The sequence below is a fragment of the Rhodobacter calidifons genome, from assembly GCF_011174775.1.
Taxonomy (GTDB): Bacteria; Pseudomonadota; Alphaproteobacteria; order Rhodobacterales; family Rhodobacteraceae; genus Tabrizicola; species Tabrizicola calidifons.
This window is the reverse complement of the sequence record NZ_JAANHS010000007.1, coordinates 100,751-119,668: the sequence shown is the minus strand read 5'-3', so window position 1 is coordinate 119,668 and position 18,918 is coordinate 100,751. Positions and strand designations below refer to the sequence as shown.

Below are 18,918 nucleotides of genomic sequence, written 5' to 3'. Positions count from 1 at the left end.
GCCCCGCCACGATGAACCTGAAGGATCTTGCCCAGAAGCTCGGCCTTTCGCCGACCACCGTGTCGCGGGCGCTGAACGGCTATCCCGAGGTGAACGAGGCCACGCGCGAACGGGTGATCCAGGCCGCAAGGGACTATGACTATCACCCGAACACCCGCGCGATCCGCCTTGCCACCGGTCGCGCCATGGCCGTCGGCCATGTCATCGCCATCACCAACCAGCACGAGATCGTGAACCCCGTCTTTGCCGATTTCATCGCCGGCGCGGGCGAGACCTACAGCCGCAACGACTATGACATGCTGCTCTGCGTCGTCCCGGACGAGGAAGAGGCGCGGACCTACCGGGCGATGAAGGTGAAGGGCAATGTCGATGGGGTGATCGTGCACGGTCCCCGCCAGAACGACCCCCGCATCCCGCTTCTGCGCGAGATCGGCCTGCCCTTCGTCGTCCATGGCCGCGCAACGGGGACGGCCGAACCCTATTCCTGGCTGGACGTGAACAACCGACGCGCCATCCAGCAGGCGACCGAGCATCTGCTTGACCTCGGGCATCGCCGCATCGCGCTGGTCAACGGGCTGGAGTTCATGGATTTCGCCATCCGCCGCCGCCGCGGCTATCTGGATGCGCTGGCCGCGCGGCAGATCGCGCCCGATCCCGCGCTGATGACCTCGGGCGAGATGACCGAACTTGCCGGCTTCCGCGCCGCCAGTGCCATGCTGGCCCTGCCCGATCCGCCGACCGCCTTCGTCGCGTCGTCCATGCTGTCGGGCATGGGCATCCGGCGCGCGGTCGAGGGGCTGGGGCTGAAAATGGGAAGCGACGTTTCGATCGTCATCTTCGACGACGAGTTGAGCTATCTCAGGAACGGCGACGACCGGCCGATCTTCACCGCCATGCGATCCTCGGTGCGCCAGGCCGGGCGGCTGGTAGCCGAGATGCTCTTGTCCCGGATCGCCAATCCCGGGGCGGGCGAGATGGAACAGATGCTCGAGGCCGAACTGGTCCAGGGCATGTCCAGCGGCCCTGCTCCGGTGCGACAGGCATCCGAACCGCTTTGAATCCACTGGCGCGCGGCACGCTTTCCGCCTATCACGCAGCTGACAGTCGAACCACGGACCCGCCCGATGAGCCTTGCGATCCTTGCCGATATCGGTGGCACGAACACCCGGGTGGCGCTGGCCGAGGGCGCGAGCGTGCGCATCGACTCCATCCGCCGCTATTCGAACGCCGAATACCGGGCGCGCGGCCAGGACATCGCCCATGTCCTGCGGGACTATCTCGCGGCCACGGGCGCGCAGGTCAGCGGCGTCTGCGTGGCTGCCGCGGGGCCGGTGCAGGATGGTGTCGCCACGATGACCAACCTCGACTGGGTGATGGATGCCGAAAAGCTGGCGGGCGCGACCGGGGCCGCGCGCGTGGCGATCCTGAACGACCTCCAGGCCCAGGGCCAGGCGCTGGGGCACATCCCCGCCGCCAATCTGCGCACGGTCATTCCGGGGCCGGTCAAGGCCGGCGGCGCGATGCTGGTGGTGGGCCTTGGCACCGGGGTCAACGCAGCACCCGTGCATCCCGGCCCGCATGGCCGGGTCGTGCCGCCCTCGGAATGCGGCCATGTGAACATGCCGGTGCGCACCGAAGAGGACGTCCAGCTTGCCCGTTTCGTGCAGGCGCGGCTGCGGGCTCAGGGCGAAGTCCCCCATGCCGGGGTCGAGGAAGTGCTGGCGGGCCGCGGGCTGGCCAACCTGCACGCCTTTGCCGCCCAGGCAGCGGGCCACCTGGCCGAGCTGACCTCGGCCCAGGTCCTGGCCGCGCTCGAGACAGGCGACCCGATTGCAACCCATGCCGCCCGCCTGTATATACACATCCTCGGCCAGATGCTGGGCGACCTGGCGCTGATCCATCTGCCCTATGGCGGCATCTTCCTGATCGGCGGCATGTCCCGGGCGATGGCGCCCTATTTCGATGGTTTCGGCCTGCAAGCCGCGTTCCGCGAGGCGCGGCGGGTGGATCTGCTGCTGAAGGACTTCTCGGTCACCGTGGTCGAGGACGACTATGCCGCCCTGACCGGCTGTGCGGCCTATCTGCACAATTCCGCGTAAGACTTTGGTCTGAAAGGCCTATCCCAGAACCTGCCTGATGAATTGCAGCGCCGCGCCCAGACCATCGGGCGCAATGCCATGCCCGGTGCCCTGCATCACATGGCCATAGGTCCGGAACCCCGCCGCCACCAGCGCATCGCCTGCCCTGGCCATGTCGCCGAACGGCACCACCGCATCCTGGTCGCCGTGGATCAACAGCACCGGCGGCCTGACTCGCGTCTCTTCGGCCAGCGCCTCGGGCCGCAGCAGCCTGCCCGAGATCGCCACCACCCCGGCCACCGCCTGATCCCGGCGCGGGGCGACATGCAGGCTCATCATCGCGCCCTGGCTGAAGCCGACCAGCACCATCCGGTCCGCCGTCAGCCCCTCTTCGGCCAGCCGTTCATCAAGAAACGCGTTCAAGTCCTTGACCGATCTGGCCATTCCAGCCTCCGCCGCCTCCTCCGAGGACCCGTCAAGCCAGGGGATCGGAAACCACTGATACCCGAAGCCCCCGCCGATGCAGCGGTCCGGCGCATCCGGAGCCACGAAGGCGGCATCCGGCAGATGCGGGGCCAGCACATCGGCCAGACCCAGCAGATCGGCCCCGTCGGCGCCATAGCCATGCAGGAAGACGATCAGCGACCGCGCCTTGCCCCGCGCCACACCCTTCCGGCCGAACCGCAATTCCCGCATCAGATCACCCCGTCCCGTTCCCTGGCCACGCGGTAGTAGGCCCAAAGAATGCGCGCCGCAACCGACCGCCAGGGCGACCAGGCCTCGGCCATACCCCGCAGCGCCTTGTCCGAGGGCCGCGCCTCCAGCCCGAACAGCAGCCGCGTGGCCTCCTGCAAGGCCAGATCGCCCGGCGCAAAGACATCGGCCCGCCCCAAGGCGAACATCGCGTAGATCTCGGCCGTCCAGACCCCGATCCCCGGCACCGCGACCAGCGTCCGCACCACCTCGGCATCAGGCAGATCGCGCAGGGCGTCGAAATCAATCCCTGCCTGCGCCAGCGCCCGCCCATAGCGCACCTTCTGCCGGCTCAGTCCCGCCGCCCGCAGATCCGCGTCCGTCGCCGCCGCCATCGCCTCGGGATCGGTCAGCCCCAGCGCCTCCAGCCGCCCCCAGATCGCCCGCGCGCTCGCCACCGAGACCTGCTGGCCGACGATGGCGCGCAGAAGGGAGGCAAAGCCGTCGGGCTCGCGGCGCAAGGGCAAGGGGCCGACCAGCGGCAGGGCGCGGGCAAAGGCTGGCTCCCGGACGGCAAGCCAGGCCGCGCCTTCGGCGACGCAGTCCGGCGAATGCACGATCCGTCCCACCATGGCGCATCTTTGCCCGGACATCCCCGCCGAAGGCAAGCCCGCTTTCCGCTTGCTCCCGCCCACGGGCAGTTCTACCGATAGGCCATGAGCGCCGACTTCACCGCCCGCCGCAACGTGTTCGTCCTTGTCGCTGCCCAGGCGGTGCTGGGGGCGCAGCTGCCGATGATCTTCACCATCGCCGGACTTGCAGGGTCCAGTCTTGCACCCAATGCCTGCTGGGCGACCTTGCCGATCACGATGATGGTCATCGGCTCGATGCTGACCGCGACGCCCCTGTCGCTGCTGATGCAACGCCATGGTCGGCGGGCCGGCTTCTTCTTCGGCGCCGGCGGCGGCGCCATGGGCGCGGCGATCGGCGCCTGGGGCCTGTCCACCGGCAGCTTCCTCGCCTTCTGCCTCGGCGCGCTGGTGTCCGGCACCTACATGTCGGCGAACGGCTTCTACCGCTTTGCCGCCACCGACACCGCCTCGGAGGGTTTCCGCCCCAAGGCGATCAGCTGGGTCATGGCGGGGGGGCTGTTGTCGGCCGTCGTCGGCCCGCAACTGGTGAAGGTGACGGCGGATGCGATGGCCGTCACCTTCCTCGGCTCCTACCTCGCGGTGATCGCGCTGAACCTCGTGGGCTCGCTGCTGTTCCTCGCGCTGGACATCCCGAAGCCCGACTCACCGGCCCAGGGCAGCCCGGCCGGCCGCTCGCGCAGCGAACTGGTCCGCAATCCGGTGATCCTGGTGGCGATGATCTGCGCCACCGTGTCCTACGCGCTGATGAACCTGGTGATGACCTCCTCGCCGCTGGCGGTCGTCGGCTGCGGGTTCGAGACCGGGGACGCGGCGAATGTGGTGACGGCGCATGTGCTGGCGATGTATGCGCCCTCGTTCGTCACCGGCCACCTGATCGCGCGTTTCGGCACCGAACGGATCATCGCGCTGGGGCTGACCATGCTTGCCGCCTCCGGCGCCGTGGCGATGGCCGGGGTCCAGCTGGAGAACTTCTTCGTCGCCCTGATCCTCTTGGGGATCGGCTGGAATTTCGGCTTCATCGGCGCCACGACCCTGCTGACCTCGGCGCAGCGCCCCGAGGAACGCGGCCGCCTCCAGGGCCTGAACGACCTGGTGGTGTTCGGCGGGGTGACGCTGGCCTCGTTTTCTTCGGGCGGGCTGATGAACTGCTCGGGCGGGTCGGTGCAGGCGGGCTGGCAGATGGTGAACCTGGCGATGCTGCCCTTCCTGGTGCTGGCGGGCGGGGCGCTGATCTGGCTGTGGCTGCGCCCGCAGGAAAGCCGGGCCTGACAGCCGCGACGAGGCGACGCAGTCGCACGAGGAGCCGCCGCTACCAGCGCCCGGTGAAGGCCTGGCGCAACAGCCGCCAGCGCTGGCGGAACGGGGACAGCTCCAGGGGCGCGCTTCCCCCCGCAAGTGCCTGCCGCAACAGCGGTTCCGTCTGCCAGCCCGCCAGAAGCGCCGGCGCCACATCCTTCGGCACCAGACGGCGGGCCTGACGGGCGACAGCCAGCCGCTCCAGCCCGAGCCTGGCCAGCTCGTGCGTCGTCAGACCTTCCGGCATGGGCTGGCGCCCCCGCGCTTCCAGCGCCGGCACCGCGCGCAGATACAGCGCCGCGGCCGTCGCCCAGCCATAGGCGCGCACCGCATGTTCCGCGCCTTCGGGTGCGCCAAGGGCGCGGGCGGCCAGCCACATCAGCCCGGCCCCGGTATCGTCGAGATAGGCCGCAAGCCCCGCCGCATCCGCATGCGGCTCGCGGTAGATGTCCCAGCGGCGGGCCGCGATCAGGCGGTCCAGCACCTCCACCGGCAGGCCGAAATCGCGGATCAGATCGTGCAGCGGCCGGGCGACCTCATGCGCGCGGGCCGCCCCCGAGGCGGCGCTTTGCACCACGTCGCGCCACCATTGCAGGCGCATCTCGGCAATCAGCGGCTCCTGCGTCACCCAGGGGGCGCGGGCGACCTCGAGGTTGAAGGCATACAGCGGGAAAAGCTGCGCCCGCACCTCGACCGGAGCGGCCATCACCGCGCGGAAGCGATCTGGATCGCCGCGCGCGACCAGGTCCGCACAGGCGTCGATACTCACGCCGCGGCCCCCCGCGGCTGGCCGAAATCGCGGATCAGCTTCCACTGGATCGCATCCAGCAGCGCCTCGAAACTGGCGTCGATGATGTTGGCGCTGACGCCCACGGTGGACCAGCGGTGGCCCTGCCCGTCCTCGCTGTCGATGATGACCCGCGTGACCGCCTCGGTCCCGCCATTGGTGATCCTCACCTTGAAGTCCACCAGCTTCATGTCGTCGATGCAGGCCTGATAGGGCCCCAGGTCCTTTGCCAGCGCCTTGGCCAGCGCATTCACCGGGCCGCGATCGTGGCCGTCCTCGTCCATGCTGTCCGACACCGACATCATCTTGCGCTCGCCGATCTTGACCACCACCACGGCCTCGGAAAGCGAGATCATCCGGTCGTACCTGTTCTTCCGCCGCTCCACCGTGACCCGATAGCGCTTGACCTCGAAGAACTCCGGGCAGAGCCCCAGCTCGCGCCGCGCCACCAGCTCGAAACTGGCCTGCGCGCCGTCATAGGCATAGCCCTGATCCTCACGCGCCTTGACGGTCTCGATGATCCGGCCCAGACGGGGGTCCTTCGGATCGATCTCGATCCCCGCCGCCGCCAACCGCGCGCGCAGGTTGGACTGCCCGGCCTGGTTCGACATCGGGATGATGCGCTCGTTGCCGACCAGCGCGGGGTCGATATGTTCGTAGGTCGAGGGGTCCTTCAGGATGGCACTCGCATGCAGCCCCGCCTTGTGCGCGAAGGCCGAGGCCCCGACGTAAGGCGCCGACCGCAGCGGCACGCGGTTCAGGATGTCGTCCAGCATCCGGCTGGTCTTCAGCAGGCCGCGCAGCGCCTCGTGCGAGACCCCTGTCTCGAACCGGCTGGCATAGGGTTCCTTCAGAAGCAGCGTCGGGATCAGCGTCGTCAGGTTCGCATTGCCGCAGCGTTCCCCCAGCCCGTTCAGCGTGCCCTGGATCTGCCGGGCGCCGGCCTCCACCGCCGCCAGCGAGTTGGCGACGGCGTTTCCGGTGTCGTCGTGGCAATGGATGCCCAACCGCGCGCCGGGGACGCCCGCCGCGATCACCTCTGCCGTAACGCGGCCGACCTCGGCAGGCAGCGTGCCGCCGTTGGTGTCGCACAGCACGATCCAGCGGGCACCCGCGTCCAGCGCGGCCCGCAGGCAGGACAGCGCGTAGTCGGGGTTGGCGCGGTAGCCGTCGAAGAAATGTTCGGCATCGAACAGCGCCTCGCGGCCATTCGCGACCAGATGGCGGATCGAGGCGGCGATGGCCTCGCGGTTTTCCTCCAGCGTCACGCCAAGCGCGGTGGTGACGTGGAAGTCATGCGTCTTGCCGACCAGACAGACGGCCGGCGTGCACGCGTTCAGGACGGCGGCGAGGACGTCGTCGTTCTCGGCCGACCGGCCGACGCGGCGGGTCATGCCGAAGGCGGTGAGGGTCGCGCGCGTCGGCGGGGGGCTTGCGAAGAACTCGCTGTCGGTGGGGTTCGCGCCGGGCCAGCCGCCCTCGATGTAATCGACGCCCAGCGCATCCAGCGCCCGGGCGATCTGCGCCTTCTCGGCGGTGGAAAACTGCACACCCTGCGTCTGCTGCCCGTCGCGCAGCGTGGTGTCGAAAAGGTAAAGGCGTTCGCGGGTCATCCGGATGCTCCTGAACCCCCGCTCCGGACCTGATCCGGGAGCCCGCCCCGGACCTGATCCGGGAGCCCGCCCCGGACCTGATCCGGAAGCCCGCCCCGGACTTGATCCGGGGCCTCGTGTGTCCTGGAGAGGTCCCGGGTCAGGCCCGGGACGGGTATCCCTCGGGTCACTGGAGTGCCTCCAGCTTGGCGGGGTCGAAACCGGGGCCGGGGACCAGCTCCACGCCCGCCTTCGACATGCGCACTTCCACCCCGGCCGCGATCAGCGCTGCCTTGAAGGCATCGACGGCGGAAAAATCCTTCGTGGCCATCGCGGCGCTGCGCAGGTGCGCCAGATGGTCGCCGTGCGCGGACAGATCGACCTTCGGCCCCGCCGCCCAGTCGCCCATGCCGTCCGCCAGCAGACCCAGGAGGGCTGCCGAGGCCTTCAGCCCCGCCCAATCCCCCTCGCCCGCCGCTGCGTGCAGCGCGGCCAGCGCCCCGGCGGTGTTAAGATCATCGCCCAGCGCCTCGATCACCCCCGGCAGCGGTGCGGTTGCCGCGACCCCGGCTGTCGCCGCGCGCCATTTGCGCAAGGTCGCCTCGGCCTGCCGCGCCTTTTCCGCCGTCCAGTCCATCGGGCTGCGGTAATGCGTCATCAGGAAGACCAACCGGATCACCTCGCCAGGGATCCCCTGATCCAGCAAATCCCGCACGGTGAAGAAGTTGCCCAGAGACTTGGACATCTTCTTGCCCTCGACCTGCAACATCTCGTTGTGCAGCCAGTAATGCGCGAAATCACCGTGCGGGTGGGCGCAGGCGGATTGGGCGATCTCGTTCTCGTGGTGCGGGAATTGCAGGTCCAGCCCGCCGCCGTGGATGTCGAAGCTCTCGCCCAGCAGCTCATGCGCCATGGCGCTGCATTCGATGTGCCAGCCCGGCCGCCCCCGGCCCCAGGGGCTGTCCCAGCCCGGCTCCTGCCCCGAGGACGGCTTCCACAGCACGAAATCCAGCGGGTCTTCCTTGAAGGGCGCCACCTCCACCCGGGCGCCCGCGATCATGTCGTCCACGCTGCGCCCCGACAGCCTGCCGTAATCCTTGTAGCTGCGCACGCGGAACAGCACATGGCCCTCTGCCGCATAGGCGTGACCGGAGGCAATGAGACCCTCGATCATCCCGATCATCTGGCCGATGAACGCGGTCGCGCGCGGCTCGTGCGTCGGGCGCAGGGCCCCCAGGGCGTCCATGTCGGCGTGATACCAGGCGATGGTCTCCTCGGTCCGCTGGCGGATCAGCTCCTCCAGCGTGCCGGGGGCGCCCGCCTGCTGGCGCCGCAGCGCCTCGGCGTTGATCTTGTCGTCCACGTCGGTGAAGTTGCGCACATAGGTCACATGCTCGGCCCCGTAGACGTGCCGCAGCAGGCGGAACAGGGTGTCGAACACCACCACCGGCCGGGCATTGCCCAGATGCGCGCGGTCATAGACCGTGGGGCCGCAGACATACATCCGCACATTCGACGGGTCGATCGGCCGGAACTCTTCCTTCTTCCGGGTCTTCGAATTGGTCAGGCGGATCGTCACCATGTCAGTCCCTTTGGCACGCGGCATCCCGCGCGGGGTGGCTGTTCAATCCGAAGGGGGAATGACGAAGCGCCCGCGCGACCGAAGTCAGCGGGTAATGCAGCAGATGCGGATGTTGCGCAATGTCGTCATGGGTGGGACAATTACATCGGAACCCGCCAGCCGCCAAGGGAAATCCGCCATGCAGGACCGCGCCTTCGTCAACGCCTTCTGCGCCGGGTTTCCGGGGGCAAGGGTCAGCCAGCCCTTCGGCCCCGACCACGACTGCTGGAAGGTGGGCGGCAAGATGTTCGCCATCATCGGCCAGTCGGGCGACGGCGTCTCGGTCAAGACCGACCATGTTGAAACAGCCCGCCTCTTGATCGAGACGGGCCGGGCCATCCGCGCGCCTTACCTGCACGCCTCCTGGGCGCGGATCCCCTTCGGCCGGGTGGCGGACGACGAACTGCGCGAGCGCATCGCCACCTCCTACGCGCTGATCCGGGCCGGGCTGCCGAAGAAGGTGCAGGCCGCGCTGGACCAAGGCGCCGTCAGTTCCCCTGACGGCTGAATTCGCCCCGGTTGTCGGGACCCAGCGCCAGCCAGCCCGCCACCGTCGCCGCGACATGGTTCGAGATCATCGACTTCTGCGTGATGCCCTTGCGCCGCGCCTCGCGCATCCGCTCGCCGGACCAGGCGGGGGTCTCGGCCCGGATCTGGGTGGGCGGCACCAGAACCTCGCCGGTGCGGGCATCGGTGACCTGGGCGGTGAAGTTCACGTTGTGCACCCCCCAGTCGGAATTGGCCCGCTCGGCCTCGAAGGTCAGGGCATGGAACCGGGTGACGGTCACGCTGATGACGACGGGCCGCGATCCGCGCAGACCCTGCGCCCCGCGCAGCACCGCACCCTCGATGATCTTGCCCACCTGGACATGGCGGTCCCCCATGGGGTCCTCGCGCCAGACGATATCGGCATTGGGCAATAGCGACTTCGCCTCGGACACCTTCAGGCTGCGGGGCACATCGACCCGCACCTCGGCCAGGCGCCAGTTGCGCGTCACCTCGGGCGACAGGCGCTGATAATCGGTCTTGAACGTGCCGCCCCCGCCGACACAGGCAGACAGGGTCAGGGCGGACAGGCCCAGCAAAGCGGCGCGACGGGACAGGAACATGGGAACCTCATGACGTATCGGGTGTCAGTCTTGCGACAGAGTCCTTAATGTCAGGTAATGGCCGGAAAAAGGAGCCTCTGTGTCGGGAACGCGGTCGCCCCTTGCCGTTTCGGCGGCAAGATGCCCATTTGCGGCGAAAAGGAGGGGCGGAGATGGACCACGAGGCGCTGAGGATCTGGTCGAAGCGGGCGGCGGACTGGGCGGCGGATTACCACGCCTCCCTGCGCGACCGCCCGGTGCGCGCGCCGCTGGACCCGGGCGCGGTGGCCCGGAAGCTGCCCCCCTCTCCGCCCGAGACGGCCGAGCCGATGGAGAGGATCTGGGCCGATTTCCAGGCGATCGTGCCGGACGGCATGACCCATTGGCAGCATCCCCGCTTCTTCGCCTATTTCCCCGCCAATGCCGCGCCCGCCTCGATGCTGGCCGAACAGCTGGTCAATGCCATGGCCTGCAACGCGCTGATCTGGCAGACCTCTCCCGCCGCGACCGAGATCGAGCAGGTGATGGTGGACTGGCTGCGCCAGGCCCTGGGCCTGCCGGAAGGCTTTGTCGGCACCATCCACGATTCGGCCACCAATGCCACGCTTTCGGCGGTGCTGACGATGCGCGAAAGGGCCCTCGGCTGGCGCGGGCTGGACGAGGGGCTGTCGGGCGCGCCCGCCTTGCGCTTCTATGCCAGCGCCGAGACGCATTCCTCGGTGGACAAGGCGATCCGCGTGGCCGGGATCGGGCAGCGAAACCTGGTCAAGGTGCCCACCGACGCGACACGCGCGATGACCGGCGCGGCGCTGGCCGCGGCCATCGCGGCCGACCGGGCGGCGGGGCTGGTTCCGGCCGGCGTGATCCTCTGCGCCGGGGGAACCTCGGTCGGCGCCTTCGACCGGATCGCCGACTGCGTGGCCGTGGCGCAGGCCGAGGGCCTGCCCACCCATGTCGATGCGGCCTGGGCCGGCAGCGCCATGATCTGCCCCGAGTTCCGCCCCCTCTGGGCCGGCGTCGAGGGGGCCGATTCCATCGTCTTCAACCCGCACAAGTGGCTGGGCGCGCAGTTCGACTGTTCGGTCCAGTTCCTGAAGGACCCCGGCGCGCAGGTCCGCACTCTGGGCCTGCGTCCGACCTATCTGGAAACCGCAGGCCGCGAGGAGATCGTCAACTTCAACGAATGGACCGTGCCGCTCGGCCGCCGCTTCCGGGCGCTGAAACTGTGGTTCGTCCTGCGCGCCTATGGGCTGGACGGGCTGCGGCAGAGGATTCGCGACCATGTCCGCTGGGCCGTCGCGGCGCGTGACCGTCTGGCCGCCCTGCCCGGCGTCGAGATCGTGACCGAGCCCCGGCTGTCGCTCTTTTCCTTTGCTCTGGAAACAGATGCGGCCACCGAGGCGCTTTTGCAGCGGATCAACGACGATGGCCGGGTCTACCTGACCCAGTCCCGGGTCGATGGGCGTTTTGTGATCCGGGTTCAGGTCGGATCGTTTGACTGCCGCGAGGAAGATGTCATGCTGCTGTCAAAGACAGTACAAGAAATGCTTGCATCATGTTCCTCCGGTCCCTTGCCGTCGCGCTGACGCTTGCCACGTCCGCGCTGGCGCAATCCTTGCCCGAACCGCTCAGCGACACCCTTTCCGACTTTGCCGATGTGCTGGATGCCACCGCCGAGGGACGTATCGCGCGGCTTCTGGCCGCCACGCGAGAAGAGACCGGCACGCAGGTCGTGGTGGTGACGCTGCCGGGGCTGGACGCCCATGGCGGGGCGGGTCAGGGCATCGAAACCTATGCCAAGGCGCTGTTCAACAGCTGGGGCGTGGGCGCGGCGGATCGCAACGATGGCATCCTGATGCTGCTCGACACCCGGCGCCGCGAGGCGCGGATCGCGCTCGGGTCGGGCTATGATCCGGTCTATGACGGGCGCGCGGCGCGGGTGCTGTCCACCGCCGTCCTGCCGGCCCTGCGCGCGGGCAACCATGCCGAAGGGATCGAGGCCGGCATCCTCTCGATCCGCGACCGGCTGATCCTGCCGTTCCAGGCGGGCCAGCCGGTCGGGCTGACCGACGGCTTCGCCGACGAAAGCGGCTCGGGCGCCCTGACCGCGATCCTCGGCGTGGGCGGCGTGGCGGCCATCGCGGGCTTCGGCATCTGGCGCCAGCGGCGCGCGCGCGTGACCTGCCCCAACTGCGGCGCGGCCACGCTGGAACGCCGGCGCGAGATCATCGAACGCCCCACCCGGTCCGAGCCCGGCCTCGGCATGCAGCACCTGACCTGTTCCGCCTGCGGCTTCATCGACCGCAAGTCCTATCCGGTCCGCTGGTCCAGCAGCGAAGCCCGTCGCGATCGCGACAACAACCGGGGCGGCGGCGGCAGCAGTGGCGGCGGCTTCGGCGGGGGCAGGTCGTCCGGTGGTGGCGCAACGGGAAAGTGGTAATCCTTTCGTCGGGTTGCGCAACGATCCCGAGAAGTCGTCCAGACAGGGACCAGCGCTCGGCTGGCCTCGGGGCAAGGCTGCGGCGCGGGGGGAAGCCGCGCCGCAGCGGTCAGGCGGCCCGCGTCAGAAGCGCAGACCGACCTTGGCCTTCAGCGTGGTCGCGCCCAGGTCCACGCCCGTGCCGTCATAGTTGTCGAACTTGTGCTCCAGCAGTTCGCCGCCCACCGTCCAGCGGTCGTTGACCGCATAGTCGAAGCCGACGCCATACAGGAAGCCCGTGTCCTTCAGGTCAACACCCCCGACGCTGGCCGAGGCCTGCGCGGCGCCGACGGTGCCGTAGACCAGGCTGTTGCCGATCTCATAGCCGGCCGACAGCTTCAGCGCCAGAACGCTGTCCAGCTCGTCGCCCGCGGTCGGGCCAAGCGCGATGTTGGCCTTGTCATAGGACAACTCGGTCCCCGCAACCCAGTTGCCCAGGTCCCAGCGATAGCCGGCATGGACGCCGCCCAGCCAGTCGTTGCCGTCAAGGCCGGCCCCGTTCGAATCCACGTCGCCATAGCCAAGCTGCGCGCCGACATAGGCGCCCGACCAGTCGAGGCCGGGGGCGACATAGGGCGCGGGTGCCGCGGTGATGACCGGCTCGTCCGCAACCGCGGTCGGGCCGCCGGCGAAGGCAGGAGCGGTCAGGGCGGCGGTGGCCAGCAGTGCTGCGATAGTTCTCATGTCTGTCTCCTTGTTCTGGCCCGTCGGAACAGGGCACATGGGCGCGGGTTCCGAAAGGCTCACAAGGGGATTGGGGGGTGCCGGCGCCAGGCGCAAGGGCACCTCACGGGCGGTTGATGCGGCGTGTTCGGCACCGGCAGGGATATGCCGAACCGCCCGGCCGGTTTCGGCCAAGCCTCGCCGGTTTCCTGCCGTCAGCCCCGCCTCAGGCCCGCTCGGCCAGATCCAGCCACTCGGCTTCCGCCGCCTCCAGCGCCGCCTGCCGTTCGGCCAGGGCCTCGGTCGCCTTGCGGAATTTCACCGGCTCGCGGGTGAACAACTCGGGGTCGGCCAGCAACGCCGAAAGCTTGCCGATCTCGGATTCTAGCCGGGCGATCAGGTCAGGCAGGTCGTCCAGCCGCTTCCTCTCGGTGAAGGACAGCCCGCCGCCCTTCGCGGCAGGCGCGGCCCGTGCCACCGGCTCCGCAGCCGCGCGGACCGCCGGTTTCGCCGCCGGCGCCGCCGGTTCGGGGCGTTGCGCCACATAGTCCGACCAGCCGCCGGGATAGGCCTGCACCCTGCCCTCGCCCTCCATCGCCACGGTCGCGGTGGCCACCCGGTCGATGAAATCGCGGTCGTGGCTGACCAGCAGCACCGTCCCATCGTAATCGCCCAGGATGTCCTGCAACAGATCCAGCGTTTCCACGTCCAGATCGTTGGTCGGTTCGTCCAGGATCAGCAGGTTCGACGGCTGCGCCATCAGTTTCGCCAGCAACAGCCGCGCACGTTCCCCGCCCGACAGGCTGCGCACCGGGGCGCGGGCCTGGGCCTCGTCGAACAGGAAGTCCTTCAGATAGCCCACCACATGCCTGGGTGTGCCACGCACCATCACCTGATCCGAGGCGCCCGAGACCCGCATCAGCGGATCGACCGTCAGGTTGTCCCACAGGCTCGCGTCCAGGTCGAGCCGGCTGCGCGTCTGGTCGAAGACCGCGATCTCCAGGTTGGTGCCCAGTGTCACCGTCCCCGCATCCGGTTGAACCTCGCCCGTCAACAGCTTGAGAAGTGTGGTCTTTCCCACCCCGTTCGGTCCGATGAAGGCAACCCGGTCCCCGCGCAGGACACGCAAGGAAAAGTCCTTCACGATCACCTTGTCGCCATAGGCCTTGGTCAGCCCGACCGCCTCGATCACCTTCTTGCCCGAGGTCGGCCCCGCATCCAGCGCGAAGGCCGCCGTCCCCTGCCGCCGGATCTGCGCCTTGCGTTCCGCCCGCAACGACTGCAAGGCGCGCACCCGGCCCATGTTGCGCTTGCGCCGGGCACTTATCCCCTCGACCGCCCATTTCGCCTCGGCCTTGATCTTGCGGTCCAGCTTGTGGCGCGCCTCGTCCTCTTCGGCCCATACCGCCTCGCGCCAGTCCTCGAAGCCCTCGAACCCCGCGTCGCGCCTGCGCACCTCGCCCCGGTCGATCCACAGCGTCGCGCGGCTCAGCGCCCGCAGGAAGGCCCGGTCGTGAGAGATGAGGACAAAGGCCGCCCGCGTGTCGCGCAGTTCTGCCTCCAGCCACTCGATGGCCTGGATGTCCAGGTGGTTGGTCGGCTCGTCCAAGAGCATCAGCTCCGGCGCCTCGGCCAGAAGCTTCGCCAGTGCGGCGCGGCGGCGTTCCCCTCCGCTGGCGGTGGCTACCGGAGTCTCGGGGTTGAACTTCAGCCCCTCGGCCACGACTGACAGGCGATACTCCTGCCCTTCCGGCAGCGCCGAGGCCGCAAACTCGCCCAGCGTGGCAAAGCGGCTCAGGTCCGGCTCCTGCTCCATGTATCCCACGGTCACGCCGGGCGGGACAACGCGCGTGCCGCGGTCGGCCTCGACCAGACCGGCCATCACCTTCATCAGCGTGGACTTGCCGCTGCCGTTCCGCCCGACCAGCGCGATGCGGTCGCCGGGCTGGACGGTCAGCGACAGATCGTCGAAGACCGGATTGCCGCCGAAGGTCAGCGAGATGCCGGAAAGTTGCAGAAGGGGTGCGCGTGCCATGCGGGCGAGGTAGAGGCGGATTTGACCGGCGTCAACGTGCCGTGACGATACCATGTCATGCTGGCCGCGAAGGAGACACAGATGGCACCTCTCGACGGCATCACGATACTCGACCTGACGCATGTGCTGGCCGGGCCCTTCTGCACGCAAAGCCTGCTGGACCTCGGCGCCCGCGTGATCAAGGTGGAACGCCCCGGCACCGGCGACGACACCCGTGCCTTTCCGCCCTTCATGGCGGGCGAAAGCGCCTATTTCGCCACGCTGAACGCCGGAAAACAGTCCATCGCGCTGGACCTGAAGCAGGATGCCGACCGCGCGATCTTCGACCGGCTGCTGGCGCGGGCCGATGTGCTGGTGGAAAACTACCGCCCCGGCGTGATGGACCGGCTGGGCTATGGCTGGACGGTGCTGCACGCCCGCCACCCGCGGCTGATCTACGCCGCTGTGTCCGGCTTCGGCCGGACCGGGCCGGACGCCGGGAAGCCCGCCTATGACATGGTGGTGCAGGCGCGCGGCGGGGTGATGTCGATCACCGGAGAGACAGGCGGTCCCCCGGTCCGTGTCGGGGCCTCGATCGGCGACATCGTCGCGGGCATGTATCTGGCGCAAGGCATCCTGGCCGCCCTTTTCCAGCGCGAAAGGACCGGAGAAGGCGCGATGATCGACGTCGCCATGCTGGACGCGCAGCTCGCGATCCAGGAACACGCGCTCGCCATCGCCTCGGCCACCGGCACAGCCCCCGGCCCGACCGGAGCCCGCCACCCCACGATCACCCCCTTCGCCACCTTCCGCGCCGCCGACGGATTCGTGGTCATCGCTGCCGGAAATGATGCGATGTTCGCCCGGCTGTGCGACACGCTCGGCCTCGACATCGCCGCCGATCCGCGCTTTGCCACCAACGCCGCGCGCTGCGACAACCACGCGCTTCTGAAGCGGCTGATCGAGACGGTGACACTGACCCGGCCCGTCGCCCACTGGCTGGAGGTGCTGGACGCCGCGGGCCTGCCCACCGCCCGGGTCCAGAACATGCTGGAGGTGCTGGCCGACCCCCAGCTTCGCGCGCGCAACATGATCCTGCCGGTCGCGCCCCACCCCGGCGGCCCCGCCTTCACCGCGCCGGGCAACCCGATCAAGATCTCCACCTTGCCCGACCAGACCGCCCTGCCCCCGGCCCCGCGCCTTGACGGGGACCGGGCGGCGATCCTGGCCTGGCTGGACGGCGCTGAAGAGGTCCGGGGCCGAACCCCGGGCGACAAAGCGCTGTGAGGCCGCTCCCCGGCGCTGCCATCCCCGGACCATGCCCTGTCGAACGCCGCCCCCGCGCCTGGCCGGAAGGGCGCATGACGGAATGGCGCGGCCAGTTGCCGCATTCCATCCTTGCTGCCGCCGCAAGCCGGATTAGAACCGGACCAGCATGACGCCGACGGCCGCCATCCGCATCGACGCGCAGGACTGCGCCCCCGCCCGCTGGGACGATCCGGCGCGCGGCACGCTGTCGTGGCGCACGCTGATCTCGGGCGAGGTGACGCCGACCGACACCCTCGTCTGCGGCATCGCCGAGATGCAGCCGGGCGAGACCTTCGCCCTGCATCGCCATGCCGAGCCCGAGGTCTATTTCGGGCTGGAGGGCGAGGGCGAGGTTCTGATCGACGGCATCCCGCACCGCCTGGCCCCCGGCGTCGCCCTTTACATTCCCGGCATGGCCGAGCATGGCGTGCCCCACGTCACCCAAAGCCTGCGCTGGTTCTACACCTTCGCCCGCGACCGCTTTGACCAGATCGCCTACCACTTCACGCATGAAGCCCCCGCAACGGAGCCCGCGCCGGAATGACTGCCGAACAGGACGCCCTCGTCATCTTCACCCCTTCGGGCAAGCGGGGGCGGTTTCCGCTGGGCACCCCGGTCCTGACCGCCGCGCGGCAGCTGGGGGTGGACCTCGATTCCGTCTGCGGCGGGCGCGGCATCTGTTCCAAGTGCCAGATCACGCCCGGTTACGGCGAATTTCCCAAGCATGGCGTCACCGTGCATGAGGACGCGCTGTCCGAATGGAACGCGGTCGAGGATCGCTACAAGCGCATCCGCGGCCTGATCGACGGGCGGCGTCTCGGCTGTCAGGCCAAGGTCATGGGCGATGTCGTCATCGACGTGCCGCCCGAATCCCAGGTCCACAAGCAGGTGGTCAGGAAACGCGTCGAGGCGCGCGAGATCCGCATGGACCCCTCGGTGCATCTGCATTTCGTCGAAGTGGCAGAGCCCGACATGCACGACCCTTCGGGCGATCTGGAACGCCTGTGCGACGCGCTGCGCGACCAGTGGGGCTTTGAGAACGTCACCATCGACCTGCCGGTCCTGACCACGCTGCAACCCACGCTGCGCAAGGGCGAATGGAAGGTGACGGTGGCCCTGCATCAGGAAGCCGCGACCGACAGGCCCCGGATCATGCAGATCTGGCCGGGGCTTTACGAAGGCTCGATCTACGGGGTGGCGGTGGACCTTGGTTCCACCACCATCGCCGGGCACCTCTGCGACCTGCGCACCGGGGAAGTCGTCGCCTCCTCGGGCCTGATGAATCCCCAGATCCGCTTCGGCGAGGATCTGATGAGCCGGGTCAGCTATTCGATGATGAACCCCAATGGCGCGGCCGAGATGACGGCGGCGGTGCGGGGGGCGATGAACACCCTCTTCGGCCAGCTCTGCGACGAGGCGCAGGTGGACCGGACGCTCATCATGGATTCGGTCTTCGTCTGCAACCCGGTGATGCACCACCTGTTCCTTGGCATCGACCCCTATGAACTGGGTCAGGCCCCCTTTGCGCTGGCCACGTCCAACGCGCTGCGCCTGACCGCCCGCGATCTGGACCTGCACCTGCACCCCGCCGCGCGGGTCTATATCCTGCCCTGCATCGCGGGGCATGTCGGCGCGGATGCCGCCGCCGTGGCCCTGTCGGAAAACCCCGACAAGTCGGAAGACCTGATGCTGGTCGTCGATGTCGGCACCAACGCGGAAATCCTGCTGGGCAATACCACCAAGGTGCTGGCCTGTTCCTCGCCCACCGGCCCCGCTTTCGAGGGCGCACAGATCTCCAGCGGTCAGCGTGCCGCGCCCGGTGCCATCGAACGGGTGGAAATCGACCCCGTGACGAAAGAGCCCCGCTTCAAGGTCATCGGCTGCGACCTCTGGTCCGACGATCCGGGCTTTGCCGCCGCGACCGCGACCACCGGCGTCACCGGTATCTGCGGCTCGGGCATCATCGAGATGGTGGCCGAGATGCGTCTGGCCGGGATCCTCGATGCCCAGGGCCTGATCGGCAGCCCCGAACAGACCGGCTCGGACCGCCTGTTCCTCGATGGCCGCACCTACAGCTACCTCGTCCACGACGGCAGCGCGACTGGCGGGCCGAAGATCACCGTCACCAACCGCGACATCCGCGAGATCCAGATGGCCAAGGCCGCGCTCTACTCCGGCGCGCGGCTTCTGATGGACAAGTTCGGCGTGGATCACGTGGACCGCATCATCCTCGCCGGGGCCTTCGGCGCGCATATCAGCCCGAAACACGCGATGATCCTCGGCATGATCCCCGATGTGCCCCTCAACAAGGTCACCAGTGCGGGCAACGCCGCCGGCACCGGCGCACGGATCGCGCTGCTGAACCGCGCCGCCCGGGCCGAGATCGAAGCCACCGTCCGCGACATCCACAAGATCGAAACCGCCATCGAACCCCGCTTCCAGGAGCATTTCGTCAACGCCAGCGCCATCCCGAACGCCGTCGAACTGTTTCCAAATCTGGAGAGCATCGTTTCCCTCCCCGACGTCAATTTCAACACCAAGACGGCGGGCGACGAGGGCGGGCGGCGGCGGCGGCGCGGCTAGGCGGCGCCGGGGGCGCGGTAGCCGTTTCGCGCAAGGCCTTGCCATACGGGCCAGAATCCTTAA

The 18,918-nt window shown here is 68.9% G+C and carries 17 protein-coding genes; 9 read left to right on the top strand and 8 right to left on the bottom strand.

The genetic code is table 11. From position 1 onward, the window contains the following. Window positions 1–11 precede the first annotated feature (11 nt). Complete coding sequence (locus G8O29_RS11085; protein WP_166403304.1) at window positions 12–1,058, top strand: LacI family DNA-binding transcriptional regulator; 1,047 nt, start codon at window positions 12–14, stop codon at window positions 1,056–1,058. Window positions 1,059–1,124: 66 nt separating this feature from the next. Beyond that, window positions 1,125–2,099, top strand: coding sequence for a glucokinase (locus tag G8O29_RS11080; protein WP_166403303.1), 975 nt, complete (start codon window positions 1,125–1,127; stop codon window positions 2,097–2,099). Between the two features lie 18 nt (window positions 2,100–2,117). On the opposite strand, the gene G8O29_RS11075 is transcribed toward G8O29_RS11080, so the two are convergent. Together G8O29_RS11075 and G8O29_RS11070 are read right to left on the bottom strand one after the other, a co-directional pair. Next, window positions 2,118–2,777, bottom strand: coding sequence for an alpha/beta hydrolase (locus tag G8O29_RS11075; protein WP_207623783.1), 660 nt, complete (start codon window positions 2,775–2,777; stop codon window positions 2,118–2,120). Beyond that, window positions 2,774–3,403 (bottom strand): DNA-3-methyladenine glycosylase family protein, encoded by a 630-nt coding sequence (locus tag G8O29_RS11070; protein WP_166403301.1) that lies wholly within the window; start codon window positions 3,401–3,403, stop codon window positions 2,774–2,776. Before G8O29_RS11070 ends, G8O29_RS11075 begins: the two co-directional genes overlap by 4 nt. Window positions 3,404–3,487: 84 nt before the next feature. Here G8O29_RS11070 and G8O29_RS11065 point away from each other — a divergent pair, with 84 nt between their 5' ends. Then, window positions 3,488–4,693, top strand: coding sequence for an MFS transporter (locus G8O29_RS11065; RefSeq protein ID WP_166403300.1), 1,206 nt, complete (start codon window positions 3,488–3,490; stop codon window positions 4,691–4,693). 40 nt (window positions 4,694–4,733) lie between these two features. Here the strand turns inward: G8O29_RS11065 and G8O29_RS11060 are convergent, their stop codons facing one another. From G8O29_RS11060 to cysS, 3 genes are all read right to left on the bottom strand, one after another. Further along, window positions 4,734–5,489 carry a phytoene/squalene synthase family protein gene (locus G8O29_RS11060; protein WP_166403299.1) on the bottom strand — a complete coding sequence of 252 codons (756 nt, stop codon included), beginning with the start codon at window positions 5,487–5,489 and terminating at the stop codon, window positions 4,734–4,736. Then, the gene (gene cimA / locus G8O29_RS11055) at window positions 5,486–7,120 is read right to left on the bottom strand and encodes a citramalate synthase (protein ID WP_166403298.1); all 1,635 of its coding nucleotides are present in this window, start codon (window positions 7,118–7,120) and stop codon (window positions 5,486–5,488) included. The genes G8O29_RS11060 and cimA overlap by 4 nt, the downstream gene beginning before the upstream one ends. Window positions 7,121–7,286: 166 nt before the next feature. Beyond that, window positions 7,287–8,681 (bottom strand): cysteine--tRNA ligase, encoded by a 1,395-nt coding sequence (cysS, locus tag G8O29_RS11050; RefSeq protein ID WP_166403297.1) that lies wholly within the window; start codon window positions 8,679–8,681, stop codon window positions 7,287–7,289. A 178-nt stretch (window positions 8,682–8,859) separates the two neighbouring features. On the opposite strand from cysS, the gene G8O29_RS11045 reads away from it, so the two are divergent. Further along, on the top strand, window positions 8,860–9,228 hold the full coding sequence (locus G8O29_RS11045; RefSeq protein ID WP_166403296.1) for an MmcQ/YjbR family DNA-binding protein: 369 nt from the start codon (window positions 8,860–8,862) through the stop codon (window positions 9,226–9,228). On the opposite strand, the gene G8O29_RS11040 is transcribed toward G8O29_RS11045, so the two are convergent. After that, window positions 9,209–9,829: a DUF6778 family protein gene (locus tag G8O29_RS11040; RefSeq protein ID WP_166403295.1), complete on the bottom strand. Its 621-nt coding sequence runs from the start codon at window positions 9,827–9,829 to the stop codon at window positions 9,209–9,211. The genes G8O29_RS11045 and G8O29_RS11040 overlap by 20 nt on opposite strands. A gap of 152 nt (window positions 9,830–9,981) precedes the next feature. Between G8O29_RS11040 and G8O29_RS11035 the strand changes: the two genes are divergently transcribed. Both G8O29_RS11035 and G8O29_RS11030 read left to right on the top strand, forming a co-directional pair. Next, window positions 9,982–11,394 carry a pyridoxal phosphate-dependent decarboxylase family protein gene (locus G8O29_RS11035; protein WP_166403294.1) on the top strand — a complete coding sequence of 471 codons (1,413 nt, stop codon included), beginning with the start codon at window positions 9,982–9,984 and terminating at the stop codon, window positions 11,392–11,394. Beyond that, window positions 11,364–12,248 carry a TPM domain-containing protein gene (locus G8O29_RS11030; RefSeq protein WP_166403293.1) on the top strand — a complete coding sequence of 295 codons (885 nt, stop codon included), beginning with the start codon at window positions 11,364–11,366 and terminating at the stop codon, window positions 12,246–12,248. Before G8O29_RS11035 ends, G8O29_RS11030 begins: the two co-directional genes overlap by 31 nt. A gap of 123 nt (window positions 12,249–12,371) precedes the next feature. On the opposite strand, the gene G8O29_RS11025 is transcribed toward G8O29_RS11030, so the two are convergent. Continuing rightward, on the bottom strand, window positions 12,372–12,971 hold the full coding sequence (locus tag G8O29_RS11025; RefSeq protein WP_166403292.1) for an outer membrane protein: 600 nt from the start codon (window positions 12,969–12,971) through the stop codon (window positions 12,372–12,374). A gap of 205 nt (window positions 12,972–13,176) precedes the next feature. Then, the gene (locus G8O29_RS11020) at window positions 13,177–14,985 is read right to left on the bottom strand and encodes an ABC-F family ATP-binding cassette domain-containing protein (protein WP_166403291.1); all 1,809 of its coding nucleotides are present in this window, start codon (window positions 14,983–14,985) and stop codon (window positions 13,177–13,179) included. Between the two features lie 81 nt (window positions 14,986–15,066). Here G8O29_RS11020 and G8O29_RS11015 point away from each other — a divergent pair, with 81 nt between their 5' ends. The 3 genes from G8O29_RS11015 (at window position 15,067) to G8O29_RS11005 (ending at window position 18,855) form a co-directional block, all read left to right on the top strand. Further along, window positions 15,067–16,251, top strand: a complete 1,185-nt coding sequence (locus G8O29_RS11015; RefSeq protein ID WP_166403290.1) for a CaiB/BaiF CoA transferase family protein — start codon at window positions 15,067–15,069, stop codon at window positions 16,249–16,251. 148 nt (window positions 16,252–16,399) lie between these two features. After that, window positions 16,400–16,816: a cupin domain-containing protein gene (locus tag G8O29_RS11010; protein WP_166403289.1), complete on the top strand. Its 417-nt coding sequence runs from the start codon at window positions 16,400–16,402 to the stop codon at window positions 16,814–16,816. Continuing rightward, complete coding sequence (locus tag G8O29_RS11005; protein WP_166403288.1) at window positions 16,813–18,855, top strand: ASKHA domain-containing protein; 2,043 nt, start codon at window positions 16,813–16,815, stop codon at window positions 18,853–18,855. The genes G8O29_RS11010 and G8O29_RS11005 overlap by 4 nt, the downstream gene beginning before the upstream one ends. Window positions 18,856–18,918 lie beyond the last annotated feature (63 nt).

Bases quoted from the DNA above. Each gene is read 5' to 3' on its own strand.
- G8O29_RS11010 (WP_166403289.1), top strand. From the start codon at position 16,400: ATGACGCCGACGGCCGCCATCCGCATCGACGCGCAGGACTGCGCCCCC.
- G8O29_RS11015 (WP_166403290.1), top strand. From the start codon at position 15,067: ATGGCACCTCTCGACGGCATCACGATACTCGACCTGACGCATGTGCTG.
- cysS (WP_166403297.1), bottom strand. From the start codon at position 8,681: ATGGTGACGATCCGCCTGACCAATTCGAAGACCCGGAAGAAGGAAGAG.
- G8O29_RS11020 (WP_166403291.1), bottom strand. From the start codon at position 14,985: ATGGCACGCGCACCCCTTCTGCAACTTTCCGGCATCTCGCTGACCTTC.
- G8O29_RS11070 (WP_166403301.1), bottom strand. From the start codon at position 3,403: ATGGTGGGACGGATCGTGCATTCGCCGGACTGCGTCGCCGAAGGCGCG.
- G8O29_RS11080 (WP_166403303.1), top strand. From the start codon at position 1,125: ATGAGCCTTGCGATCCTTGCCGATATCGGTGGCACGAACACCCGGGTG.
- G8O29_RS11005 (WP_166403288.1), top strand. From the start codon at position 16,813: ATGACTGCCGAACAGGACGCCCTCGTCATCTTCACCCCTTCGGGCAAG.
- G8O29_RS11085 (WP_166403304.1), top strand. From the start codon at position 12: ATGAACCTGAAGGATCTTGCCCAGAAGCTCGGCCTTTCGCCGACCACC.
- G8O29_RS11040 (WP_166403295.1), bottom strand. From the start codon at position 9,829: ATGTTCCTGTCCCGTCGCGCCGCTTTGCTGGGCCTGTCCGCCCTGACC.
- G8O29_RS11035 (WP_166403294.1), top strand. From the start codon at position 9,982: ATGGACCACGAGGCGCTGAGGATCTGGTCGAAGCGGGCGGCGGACTGG.
- G8O29_RS11065 (WP_166403300.1), top strand. From the start codon at position 3,488: ATGAGCGCCGACTTCACCGCCCGCCGCAACGTGTTCGTCCTTGTCGCT.
- cimA (WP_166403298.1), bottom strand. From the start codon at position 7,120: ATGACCCGCGAACGCCTTTACCTTTTCGACACCACGCTGCGCGACGGG.
- G8O29_RS11030 (WP_166403293.1), top strand. From the start codon at position 11,364: ATGTTCCTCCGGTCCCTTGCCGTCGCGCTGACGCTTGCCACGTCCGCG.
- G8O29_RS11045 (WP_166403296.1), top strand. From the start codon at position 8,860: ATGCAGGACCGCGCCTTCGTCAACGCCTTCTGCGCCGGGTTTCCGGGG.
- G8O29_RS11025 (WP_166403292.1), bottom strand. From the start codon at position 12,971: ATGAGAACTATCGCAGCACTGCTGGCCACCGCCGCCCTGACCGCTCCT.